At 67.4% G+C, this 11649-nt stretch carries 12 protein-coding genes; 6 read left to right on the forward strand and 6 right to left on the reverse strand.

Features of this window, described 5'->3' with window-relative positions; genetic code table 11:
* Positions 1-112: 112 nt before the first annotated feature.
* The 6 genes from gyrB to dnaA form a co-directional block, all read right to left on the reverse strand.
* Complete coding sequence (gyrB, locus tag QRN49_RS06885; protein WP_111022498.1) at positions 113-2116, reverse strand: DNA topoisomerase (ATP-hydrolyzing) subunit B; 2004 nt, start codon at positions 2114-2116, stop codon at positions 113-115.
* 133 nt (positions 2117-2249) lie between these two features.
* Positions 2250-2750, reverse strand: a complete 501-nt coding sequence (locus tag QRN49_RS06890; protein ID WP_027466919.1) for a DciA family protein — start codon at positions 2748-2750, stop codon at positions 2250-2252.
* Positions 2750-4054 carry a DNA replication/repair protein RecF gene (gene recF, locus QRN49_RS06895; protein ID WP_284754757.1) on the reverse strand — a complete coding sequence of 435 codons (1305 nt, stop codon included), beginning with the start codon at positions 4052-4054 and terminating at the stop codon, positions 2750-2752. The genes QRN49_RS06890 and recF overlap by 1 nt, the downstream gene beginning before the upstream one ends.
* Before the next feature lie 31 nt (positions 4055-4085).
* Complete coding sequence (gnd, locus tag QRN49_RS06900; RefSeq protein ID WP_110863683.1) at positions 4086-4973, reverse strand: phosphogluconate dehydrogenase (NAD(+)-dependent, decarboxylating); 888 nt, start codon at positions 4971-4973, stop codon at positions 4086-4088.
* 71 nt (positions 4974-5044) lie between these two features.
* Positions 5045-6190 (reverse strand): DNA polymerase III subunit beta, encoded by a 1146-nt coding sequence (gene dnaN / locus QRN49_RS06905; protein WP_027466916.1) that lies wholly within the window; start codon positions 6188-6190, stop codon positions 5045-5047.
* Between the two features lie 407 nt (positions 6191-6597).
* Positions 6598-8052, reverse strand: a complete 1455-nt coding sequence (gene dnaA / locus QRN49_RS06910; protein ID WP_071404155.1) for a chromosomal replication initiator protein DnaA — start codon at positions 8050-8052, stop codon at positions 6598-6600.
* A 514-nt stretch (positions 8053-8566) separates the two neighbouring features.
* Here dnaA and rpmH point away from each other — a divergent pair.
* Genes rpmH through rsmG form a run of 6 tightly spaced genes read left to right on the forward strand, consistent with a single transcriptional unit; the run spans position 8567 to position 11613 of the window.
* A complete protein-coding gene (rpmH, locus tag QRN49_RS06915; protein ID WP_022889115.1) occupies positions 8567-8704 on the forward strand; it encodes a 50S ribosomal protein L34 in 138 nt (45 codons plus the stop codon).
* Between the two features lie 47 nt (positions 8705-8751).
* Positions 8752-9102 (forward strand): ribonuclease P protein component, encoded by a 351-nt coding sequence (gene rnpA, locus QRN49_RS06920; RefSeq protein ID WP_284754777.1) that lies wholly within the window; start codon positions 8752-8754, stop codon positions 9100-9102.
* Positions 9099-9479 (forward strand): membrane protein insertion efficiency factor YidD, encoded by a 381-nt coding sequence (gene yidD / locus QRN49_RS06925; protein ID WP_017887819.1) that lies wholly within the window; start codon positions 9099-9101, stop codon positions 9477-9479. The genes rnpA and yidD overlap by 4 nt, the downstream gene beginning before the upstream one ends.
* A gap of 8 nt (positions 9480-9487) precedes the next feature.
* Entirely contained in the window at positions 9488-10456 is a 969-nt protein-coding gene (gene yidC, locus QRN49_RS06930; RefSeq protein ID WP_111038690.1) for a membrane protein insertase YidC, read from the forward strand.
* Positions 10457-10957 carry a Jag family protein gene (locus QRN49_RS06935; RefSeq protein ID WP_071248630.1) on the forward strand — a complete coding sequence of 167 codons (501 nt, stop codon included), beginning with the start codon at positions 10457-10459 and terminating at the stop codon, positions 10955-10957.
* Positions 10954-11613: a 16S rRNA (guanine(527)-N(7))-methyltransferase RsmG gene (gene rsmG / locus QRN49_RS06940; RefSeq protein WP_128780340.1), complete on the forward strand. Its 660-nt coding sequence runs from the start codon at positions 10954-10956 to the stop codon at positions 11611-11613. Before QRN49_RS06935 ends, rsmG begins: the two co-directional genes overlap by 4 nt.
* Positions 11614-11649: the final 36 nt, after the last annotated feature.

The raw sequence follows: 11649 nt of genomic DNA on the forward strand, positions 1-11649 counted from the left end.
GGCTTCGTTCCCTTTCTGGACAGCCTGGAGGCTGTGGTTCCGTTGGTCGCGCCGGGCGCGACCACAGGTGGTCAGGACTGGTCGACGCGGCTCACGCCGCGCCTCCTGGCCGTTAGATGTCGAGGAAGCGGACGTCCTTGGCGTTCTGCTGGATGAACTGGCGACGTGCGTCGACGTCTTCACCCATCAGGGTCGAGAAGGTGCTGTCGACCGCAGCCGCGTCCTCCAGCGTGACCTGCAGGAGCGTGCGGGTGTCCGGGTTCATCGTGGTGTCCCAGAGCTCCTTGTAGTCCATCTCGCCGAGGCCCTTGTACCGCTGGATCCCGTTGTCCTTCGGGATGCGCTTGCCGGCTGCGAGGCCGGCCTGCATCAGGGCGTCGCGCTCCCGGTCGCTGAACACGTACTCGTGCGCCGAGTTCGACCACTTCAGGCGGTACAGCGGCGGCTGCGCGAGGTACACGTAGCCGTGCTCGATGAGCGGACGCATGTATCGGAACAGCAGCGTGAGCAGCAGTGTCGTGATGTGCTGGCCGTCGACGTCGGCATCGGCCATCAGCACGATCTTGTGGTACCGGGCCTTGTCCGGGTCGAAGTCCTCACCGATGCCGGCACCGAACGCCGTGATCATCGACTGGATCTCCTGGTTGGCGAGGGCGCGGTCGAGCCGGGCCTTCTCGACGTTCAGGATCTTGCCGCGCAGGGGCAGGATCGCCTGGGTCATCGGGTTGCGGCCCTGCACGGCGGAACCGCCGGCGGAGTCGCCCTCGACCATGAAGATCTCCGACACGGTCGGGTCCTTCGACTGGCAGTCCTTGAGCTTGCCGGGCATGCCGCCCGACTCGAGCAGCCCCTTGCGGCGGGTGGTCTCGCGCGCCTTGCGGGCAGCGAGCCGCGCCTGCGACGCCTGGATCGCCTTGCGGACGACGTCGCGTGCCTGCGTCGGGTTGCTCTCGAACCAGTGGGTCAGCTCGGTGCCGACGACGCGCTGCACGAACGACTTCGCCTCGGTGTTGCCGAGCTTGGTCTTCGTCTGCCCCTCGAACTGCGGCTCGCCGAGCTTCACGGAGATGACGGCCGTCAGCCCTTCGCGGATGTCGTCACCCGTGAGGTTGTCGTCCTTCTCCTTGATGATCTTCGTGTCGCGCGCGTAACGGTTGACGAGGGTCGTGAGCGCTGCACGGAAGCCCTCTTCGTGGGTGCCGCCCTCGTGCGTGTTGATCGTGTTCGCGAAGGTGTGGACGCTCTCCTGGTACGAGGTGTTCCACTGCATCGCGACCTCGAGCGCGATCTTGCGCTCCGGGTCCTCGGACTCGAAGCCGATGACGTCCGGGTGGACGAGGTCGGCCTTCTTCTGCGCGTTGATGTACTCGACGTAGTCGGCGAGACCACGCTCGTACATGAACGTGTCGTTGCGGGCCTCTTCCCCTTCTTCCGGGGCGCGCTCGTCGCGGAGGTTGATCCGCAGGCCCTTGTTCAGGAAGGCCATCTGCTGGAACCGCGTGCGCAGGGTCTCGTAGTCGAAGACGACGGACTCGAAGATCTCGGCGTTCGGCCAGAACGTGATCGTCGTGCCGGTCTCGTCGGTCTCTTCGTCCTTGGAGACGGGCGCGACGGGGACACCGTCGGTGTAGCTCTGGCGCCAGACGTGGCCCTGCCGACGGACCTCGACGTCGAGCTCGGAGCTCAGCGCGTTCACGACGGACGAACCGACGCCGTGCAGACCACCGGAGACGGCGTAGCCGCCACCACCGAACTTGCCGCCGGCGTGCAGGACGGTGAGGACGACCTGCAGGGTCGAGACCCCCTCGGCCGCGTGGACGTCGACCGGGATGCCACGGCCGTTGTCGACGACGCGGACGCCACCGTCTTCACGGATGCTCACGTCGATGGTGTCGCAGTACCCGGCGAGGGCTTCGTCGACGGAGTTGTCGACGATCTCCTGGACCAGGTGGTGCAGGCCGCGAGGGCCGGTCGAACCGATGTACATACCCGGGCGCTTGCGGACGGCCTCGAGCCCCTCGAGCACCTGAATCTGGTCTGCGCCGTAGGACGGTTCGCTCTGCGGGGTCTCCGCACCGAGCGGGTTCTGCCGGTCGTCTTCAGATTCTGCTGCCATGTCGAGCGTGCTCCTGCCTGCGCGCGGAACGCCCGCGCACTGCACCTCCCAGTCTACCGCAGAGCCCCCTCTTTCGAGGGCTCATCTGCCCCGCAGACGGGCTTTTCTGGCACTCCAGGATGATTTCGTCGCCTCAACCGTAGGTGTCGCGAGGACCGCGCCCCTGGACCGTCCTGGGGCCGCGTTTCCACGTGGGGGCGTCCGGGCCGGAAACCCTGATCGACTCGACCCCTGCTTCTGGGTGCCGTTCCGCGATGGTCGTCGTGACCGTCGCACGCATCAATCGGAGCTGGGTCGCCCAGGCCGTCGAGTCGCACCGGATGACGAGTGCGCCGTCCTCGATGGTGACCGGTCGGGAGTGCTTCGCCAGCTCCTCGCCGACGACGCTCGGCCAGTCCACGAAGAGCTCGGAGCGGGCGAGGGGTTCGGTCCAACCGAGTTCCTGAGCGAGCGAACCGACGATGTCCGCGAGGCCCTTCGGCTCGCGGCCGCGCCCGTACGGCACGGTGTCGGCGTCGAACTCGCGGGCACGGCGGCGGCGGGCATCGGTGCCGCGCTTGGACGGGTCGCCGAACACCGCGCGCAGGTGGCGGTACACCTGCGAGGGTTCGGTGGGCTTGCGGGGCTTCGGCATCAGGCGTCGGCTTCGGTCGGGTCCGTCTTGCTGTCCGCATCCGTCGGCTCGGTCGCGTCGGTCGCGTCCGCCTCGTCGGTCACGTCGGTCGCGTCCGTCGCGTCCGTCGCCGGACTGGAGGCCCGGGTCGCGTCCACCTCTTCGGTCACGATCGTGCCCGCCTCGATCCGCACGGTGTGCGCCGCCAGCTTTCCGGGCACGTCACCGAAGACCGCTGCCGTGATGAGCACCTGCTCGTAGTCGGCGACGGCGTTCGCCAGCCGTTCCCGCCGCGATTCGTCGAGTTCGGCGAAGACGTCGTCGAGGATGATGATCGGGTCGCCCAGGTTCGACTCGGCGCGCAGGATCGAGGCGCTCGCGAGCTGGATGGCCAGCGCGAAGGACCAGGATTCGCCGTGACTCGCGTACCCGCGGGCTGGTAACCCGTTGAGCTGGAACAGAACGTCGTCCCGGTGCGGCCCCACGAGGGTGAGCCCGCGGTCGAGTTCGTCACGGCGACGACGCTCGAGGGCGGCCGCGAACGCTTCGGCAGCCGACGCGACCGTGACGGGCTCGTCGGGGGTCCCGAGCACGGGGTCGGTCGCCGCCGCGGACTCGGGGTCGCCACCGCGGATCGACAGGACTCCGGTGATCGAGGCGTCGTGGTGTTCGCCGGCGACGGTCGCGTAGGCCTCGGCCACGAAGGGTGCGAGCCGCCGGGTGAGGTGGTCACGCGCCGCGACGATCTCGGCGCCGAGCCCGACGAGCCGGTCGTCCCAGACGTCGAGCGTCGACAGGGCGTTCGCCTTCGCGCCGGCGGCACGGGCCGACTTGAGCAGGGTGTTCCGCTGGCGGAGCGTGCGGTCGTAGTCGGCGAGCACGCCCTGCATCCGCGGTGCGATCTGGCCGAGCAGCTCGTCGAGCATCCGGCGTCGCCCGGCCGGCTCGCCCCGCACGAGGGCAAGGTCCTCCGGGGCGAAGAGCACGCTCGTGCAGTAGCGCGGCAACTCCCGCGGCTTGATCGCCGACCGGTTCACCTGCGCACGGTTCGCACCGGTGCGGTTGATCTGCACCTCGGCGAGGATGCTGCGGTCCTCGTGCGCGAGACGAGCCCGGACGATCGCGGCGTCGCATCCTTGACGGACGAGCGCTGCGTCGGTGGGGACGCGGTGCGAGCCGAGGGTCGAGAGGTACCCGATCGCCTCGACCAGGTTGGTCTTGCCCTGTCCGTTGCGCCCGACGAACAGGTTCGGCCCGCGTGCGAGGTCGACGTCCGCCTCCCGGTAGTTCCGGAAGTCGGTCAGTTGGAGATGGTCGACGTGCACGCGGGCCGAGTCCGGGTTCCCCCGGGAAGTCCTAGGACTTCTTGACGGCGTGACCGCCGAACTGGTTGCGGAGCGCCGCGACGGCCTTCATGGTCGGCGAGGCGCTGCCCTGGCGCGAGACGAAGCGCGCGAAGATCGACGCCGAGAGCGCCGGCATCGGCACGGCGAGCTCGATGCCCTCTTCGAGCGTCCAGCGGCCCTCACCCGAGTCCTCGACGTAGCCCTCGAGCTCGTCGAGCTTCGGGTCCTCGTTCAGCGCGAGCACCATCAGGTCGAGCAGCCAGGAACGGACGACCGTTCCGCGCTGCCAGCCGGCGAACACGGCGGGAACGTCGGTGATCAGGTCCTTGGCCTCGAGGAGCTCGTAGCCCTCGCCGTACGCCTGCATGATCGCGTACTCGATGCCGTTGTGGACCATCTTCGCGTAGTGGCCGGCGCCGATCGGGCCGGCGTGCGAGAAGCCCTCTTCACGGGGACCCTCGGGACGCAGCGCGTCGAACACGGGCATCGCGAACTCGACGTCCGCGGCGTCACCGCCGACCATGAGGCCGTAGCCGTTGTCCTTGCCCCAGACACCACCGGAGACGCCGGCGTCCATGTAGCGGATGCCGCGCGCAGCGAGCTGCTCGGCGTGCGTGGTGTCGTCCAGCCACTTCGAGTTGCCACCGTCGATGACCAGGTCGCCCTCGCCGAGGACACCGGCCAGGTCGGTGATCACGTCGTCGGTGATCTTGCCGTGCGGGACCATGACCCACACGAGACGCTTGCCCTCCGGGAGGGCAGCGGCGAGGGCGCCGAGGTCGGCGACGTCCGAGACGGCGGGGTTGGCGTCGTACCCGGTGACCTCGATCCCTGCGTTGCGGAGACGGGCACGCATGTTGTTGCCCATGCGACCAAGGCCGACAAGACCGATGTGCATGATTTCCTCTTCTGTTCGTCGTCGCGCTGATGCTGCCGGTGGTGTGCGCCAGCGCAGGTTGCCTGTTGCGCCTATCGCAGCAGCAGGTTCGGCTGCAGCAGGTACCGGTATCCATCGGTCGCTGCGGCCTCTTGCGAAGTCTGGCCGGTGATCAGCACCGGGCCCGGCTTGTTGGGGTTCTCCGTCTTGGTGAAGGAGATGCGGACGAACTCGGAGTGCACCGCGTTCAGCCCGTCCAGGAGGAAGGCGGGCTTCAACGAGACCACCGTTTCCTCGCCGGTCAACAACGCACTGATCGACTCTGACGCCTGCGCTTGTTCGGATCCGATCGCCTCGAGCGTGAGCCCGTCGACCGTGAAGGAGAACCGGAGCGCCGCTTCGCGCTCCAGGACGAGGGAGACCCGTCGGACCGCCTCGACGAGCTCCGCGGTGTTGATCACCGCGTGGTCGTTGACGGTCTCGGGGAAGAGCCGCCGGACCGGCGGGTAGTTGCCCTTGATGAGCAACGACGTCACGGTCTTGTCGTCGGCGTGGAACGCGATGAGCTCGCGGTCGGAGTTGCCGCTGATCGACACCGACACCGTGGACGCCGAACCGAACGTGCGGCCGACCTCCTGCAGGGTGCGGGCCGGGACCAGTGCGTGCAGGGGGTCCGAGCCGACTCGGCCGGAGTCCCACGCGATGGTGCGGACGGCGACGCGGTAGCGGTCGGTGGCGATGAGGGAGAGGTCGTTGTCGCCGACCTCGAGCTGCACGCCCGTGATGACGGGGGTGACGTCGTCGCGGCTGGCGGCGACGGCGACCTGGGACACGGCTTCGGAGAACGCGTCGCCGGGGATCACACCGGTCTGCGGGCCGATCTCCGGCAGCGTCGGGTACTCCTCGACCGGCATGGACAGCAGCGTGAAGTGCGCAGATCCGCAGGAGACGGAGATCTTGGCGTCCTCGGTGGTGAACGACACGGGGGCGTTCGGCAGCCGGCTCGCGATGTCGTTCAACAGTCGACCGGAGACCAGGACCGTGCCCGGCTCGTCGATCTGGGCCGAGATGGACGTCTGCGCGGACACCTCGTAGTCGAACGACGAGAGCGTCAGACGATCGCCATCGGCGTGGATGAGGACGCCCGACAGGATCGGGAGGGTCGTGCGCTGCGGGAGGAGCTTCACTGCGAAGGAGACGGCTTCGGAGAAGACGTCCCGGTTGACCTCGAACTTCACAGCTGGAACCCCTGTCGATCGGCTTGGACTGTCCGGCCGCCCCATTCTGGCACAGGCGGACGGGGGCCGGATTTCTTGTCATCCCGCCGTCCACAAGGTTGTCCCGCGGAGATTGATCGTTAACCAGGAGTAATGGTGTTAACGCCTGTGCACACTGTGGATAACCCTGTGCATCCCGCTCCGCAGTAGGGAACTACACGCTTGTGACTTGTGAGCGGTGTGTGAGCGTTAACGGGATGAATGAATCTCATCTATCCACTTCCATCCCCAGTCTCCACAGGTGACCCCCCACCTGTGTACAACCGGGCGGCGTGTCCTCCACAGTTATCCACAGGCTATCCACACTGTGAGAAGTCCGGCCCATGGAACCGTCTCAGATGGTGGATGGGGCCGGGAACGGGCCGATCTCAGCGGTAACGGCGGTCCTGCTTGATGCGGCTGGTGAGCTCGGTGACCTGGTTGTAGATCGACCGACGCTCCTTCATCAGCTCGGTGATCTTCTTGTTCGCGTACATCACCGTGGTGTGGTCGCGGTTGCCGAACAGCTGCCCGATCTTGGGCAGGGACAGGCTCGTCAGCTCACGGCACAGGTACATCGCGATCTGTCGTGCCGTGGCGATCGCCTGGGAGCGGGACGACCCGTACAGGTCGTCGACGGAGAGCTTGAAGTACTCCGCGGTGTGGTTGATGATGTCCGTCGGCGCGACGACGTTGTCCTCGTCGAGGGTGATCAGGTCCTTGAGGACCGTCTGCACCAGGGCCATGTCCACGGCCGTCCGGTTCAGGCTCGCGAACGCGGTGACCCGGATCAGGGTGCCCTCGAGCTCGCGGATGTTGCTCGACACCTTCGATGCCATGAACTCGAGGATGTCGTCGGGCACCTGCAGGTGGTCGGACTGTGCCTTCTTGCGGAGGATCGCGATGCGCGTCTCGAGCTCGGGCGCCTGCACGTCGGTGATCAGGCCCCACTCGAAGCGCGATCGCATCCGGTCCTCGAACCCGGTCAGGTGCTTCGGCGCGACGTCGGACGTGATGACGACCTGCTTGTTGTGGTCGTGCAGCGTGTTGAACGTGTGGAAGAAGGCCTCCTGCGTGGAGTCCTTCCCCTGCAGGAACTGGATGTCGTCGATCAGCAGGATGTCGATGTCGCGGTACCGCTGCTGGAACTGGTTCGAGCGGTTGTTCGCGATCGAGTTGATGAAGTCGTTGGTGAACTCCTCGCTCGACACGTACCGGACGCGGATCCCCGGGTAGAGGCTCTCGGCGTAGTGCCCGATGGCGTGGAGCAGGTGGGTCTTGCCCAGCCCGGAGTCCCCGTAGATGAAGAGCGGGTTGTAGGCCTTGGCCGGTGCCTCGGCCACGGCGACCGCTGCCGCGTGGGCGAACCGGTTCGACGAGCCGATGACGAAGTTGTCGAAGTTGTACTTCGGGTTGAGTCGCGACTCGGGCCGACCGCTGGTGCCGGGAGAGTCGATCTGGCTCGGGACGAACGGCGCCTCGATGTACTGGCGCGGAGCGGCACTCTGCTCGACGGCTTCCTGCACGGGCTCGGCGTACTCGGGGACGTTCGGGTCCACCCGCGGCTCCGACGCCATGTCCGGGTTGACGGTGATGGCGAAGTTCGCGACCGAGTCGTCACCGATGCGGCCGACCGCCTCGGTGATCGGGATCCTGATGCGCTGTTCGAGCATGCCCCGGGTCAGGTCGTTCGGGACCTCGAGGTACAGGGTGCCGGCGAGCACGCCCTTCGGCTCGACCAGGTTCAGGAACCCGTGGAGCTGCGGCGTGATGCGGGGGTCCTCGGCGAGGAGTCCGAGTACGGATGACCAGAGGTCCTCGACGGGGTCGGCCGGCATCGTCATGTCGCGCTCGTCTCCAGGGGTCGTGTCGTGCGTTCGCTGCCGGACGAGGGTGCGTCCTGCGGGGTCGGACATGCCGTGGCGTCCTCGGCGACCGCACTCGGGACCAGGTCGTCGCCGGCGGATCGTCGGTGGCTCCGGGGGCTTCGTCGACGCCTCGTTGCCGCGGAGGTTCCCACAGGGTTGTCCACAGTGTTGTCCACGACCACCTCGAGCCGTCCGACAGGAGTACTTCCCTGTCGTACCGGCCATCGGGGCGATCGATCACACCACTGTAAAGGACCGGACCGAGTCCCACCGAACGGAAGTTGTCCCCAATGTGGAGAATGGCCTCGAGCGACGGCAGACCCGACGCCGCCGTCGCAACCGGTCCGGGCGGGGTTTGACCTGCTCGCCGCTGTCACGTACCGTTAACCAGTTGAGTGCGGCCCTTTGGTCGCGCCCATCTGCGTCGTTCGACACCCGGACGGCTACACATACGTGACGGCTCGCCGCGAGCAGCCGTGTGGAGAACATCATGAGCAAGCGCACCTTCCAGCCGAACAACCGCCGCCGCGCCAAGAAGCACGGCTTCCGTCTCCGCATGCGGACGCGTGCCGGCCGCGCCATCCTGTCGGCGCGCCGCGCCAAGGGCCGTACCGAGCTCTCGGCCTGATCAGGCTCATCGCCTGATCCGGTCCTCGGTCTGACCCCGGCGTCGCAGTGTTGGCCAGCGCCAACCGCATCGTGCGCGGGGATGACTACCGGAACGTCGTGCGTCGTGGTCGCAAGAGCGCCACGGCGCACGTCGTCGTGTCCGTGGTCCGTCAGCCGGCAGACGGCAACGGACCGACGCGGTTCGGCTTCATCGTCGCGAAGACGGTGGGGAACGCCGTGACCCGGAACCTGATCAGGCGGCGGCTGAAGGCGATCGCGCACGACCTGCTCGCCGAGACCCCCCAGGGCTTCGACGTGGTGGTCCGTGTACTGCCAGCCGCATCGCAGGCCGGATGGCCTACCCTGCTCGAAGACGTCACGCGCTCCTTCGCGCGCGGGGTGGAGAAGGCAGCATGAACCGCACTCTGTGGACCCGGCTTGCCTGGGTCATCGCGTTGCTCCCACGCAACGCGTGCGTCGTCGTGCTCCGGGCCTACCGTGCGGTGATCTCCCCGCTGTACGGCAACGTCTGCCGCTACCACCCGTCGTGCTCCCGGTACGCCCTCGACGCGATCCAGCAGTACGGCGTCGTCCGCGGATCCGCCATGGGCGCCTGGCGCATCGCCCGTTGCAACCCCTGGGCTGCTGGTGGCATCGACGACGTCAAGGAACGCCGTCACCCGTTCGTCGTCAACCGGTTCGGGTTCGTCCTCGCGCCGATCCCGCAGCAGCCGCACCCCGCGGTCGGAACGGCCCGGCCGGTCCTGCTCCCCCAGCGCACTCGAAAGGCGTAGCCGTCCCCATGGACATCATCGGATTCGTCCTCTGGCCGCTCAAATGGGTGGTCTCGGCCATCCTCGTCGGCTTCCACTGGATCTTCGAGAACATCGGCATGGACCCGAACGAGGGCATCACGTGGGTGCTCTCGATCATCTTCCTGACGTTCGTCGTCCGCGCAGCGCTGATCCCGATCTTCGTCCGGCAGATCAAGTCGCAGCGCCGCATGCTCGAGGTCGCGCCGCAGCTCAAGAAGATCCAGGACAAGTACAAGGGCAAGAAGGACCAGTTCTCGCGTGAGGCCATGAGCCGCGAGACGATGGCGCTCTACAAGGAGACCGGGACCAACCCGCTCAGCTCCTGCCTGCCGCTGCTGCTGCAGATGCCAATCTTCTTCTCGCTGTACTCGGTGCTGCACGAGGCCCAGATCAACCAGAAGGGCATCGGCCTGCTCACGAACGACCTCGCGGCGTCGTTCGGCAACGCGGCCCTGTTCGGCGCTCCCCTGCACGAGACGTTCACGAACGCCTCCGGCTGGGAGGTCCGTGCGATCGCGGGCTTCATGATCGTCGTGATGACGGCGTCGCAGTTCATCACGCAGCTGCAGCTCGTCGCCAAGAACATGTCGCCGGAGACCAAGGAGTCTCCGATGTACCGCCAGCAGAAGATGATGCTGTACATCCTCCCGCTGGTCTTCGTGATCTCCGGCCTGAGCTTCCCCCTCGGCGTCATGTTCTACTGGCTGGCCTCGAACCTCTGGACGATGGCGCAGCAGTACTTCGTCATCCGCAGCATGCCGACCCCCGGCTCCGAAGCCGCTCTGGCTCGTGAAGCCCGCCTGGCCAAGAAGGCACAGCGTCGCGGGACCGCCACCCCGGTCCTCGCCGAAGCTGGTGCCGGCGCCGGTGCGACGGAGATCGAGCCCGTGCGCGTCACAACCCAGCGTCAGCAGCCGGTCGGCAAGCAGCGCCAGAAGAAGAACGGGAAGAAGTAAGTGACCGAGCAGGACACCGCAGGGGCCGTCGAGACGACGGACACCGAGACCGAGGATGCCCGCGACGAAGCGGACATCGCGGCGGACTACATCGAGGAGCTCCTCGACATCTGCGACCTCGACGGCGACATCGAGATCGAGGAACGCGCCGGTCGCGTCTACCTGTCGGTCACCGATGACGGCGAGGCACTCCGCGTGCTGTCGAAGCCCGACACCGTGACGGCGCTGCAGGAGCTCACGCGGATCGCTGTGCAGGCGGAGACCGGCGAGTTCAGCCGGCTCATCCTCGACGTCGGTGGCTCGCGGGATGCCCGTGCTGACGAGCTCCAGCGGCTCGTGGACACGGCTGTCGAGCGCATCGAAGCCGGTTCGTCGTCGGCTGCGCTCCCCCCGATGTCGTCGTACGAGCGCAAGCTCGTCCACGACCTGGTCGCTGAGAAGGGCTTCCACTCGGAGTCCGAGGGTGAGGGTCGGGACCGCCACACGGTCGTCACCCGATGACGGACGCACCCGTCCCGACCGACGCAGCACCGGTGCTCGAGGCTGAGCCCACGGCGGCTGCAGCACTCTTCGGTGACCAGATCGAGGTTGCGCGCTCGTTCACCAACGAGCTCGCTCGGCGGGGCGAGGAGCTGGGCCTGATCGGCCCGCTCGAGTTGCCTCGCCTCTGGACGCGACACATCCTCAATTCGGCGTTGCTCGCGCCCCTCCTGGAGGCCCGGGGTCGCGTTGCCGACGTCGGTTCGGGTGCAGGGTTGCCGGGTCTCGTGCTCGCGATCGCCCGTCCGGATGTCGAGTTCGTCCTCATCGAGCCGATGGAGCGCCGGACGGATTGGCTTCGCGCTGAGTCTGACCGGCTCGGCTTGCAGAACGTCACGGTGCTCCGTGGCCGTGCTGAGGACGTAGCGGACGACGTCGTGGTCGACCAGGTCACCGCACGCGCCGTGAGTGCCCTGTCGAAGCTCATCCCCCTCACCGTGCCGCTGGTCCGCTCCGGCGGCCAGCTCATCCTGATGAAGGGTGCGCGGGTCGACGAAGAGATCGAGAAGGCCCGCAAGGTCATCCTTCGGAAGCGCCTCTCTGATGTCGAGGTGCTCGAGCTCGGAGAAGGTGTGGTCGACGAGACCACCCGCGTCTTCCGGGCTACAGTTGACTGACGCTGCGGCTCGGGCCGGGTCATCCGGCCGCCAGTG

The organism is Curtobacterium sp. ME-Dv--P-122a, from assembly GCF_030209645.1.
GTDB lineage: Bacteria > Actinomycetota > Actinomycetes > Actinomycetales > Microbacteriaceae > Curtobacterium > Curtobacterium flaccumfaciens.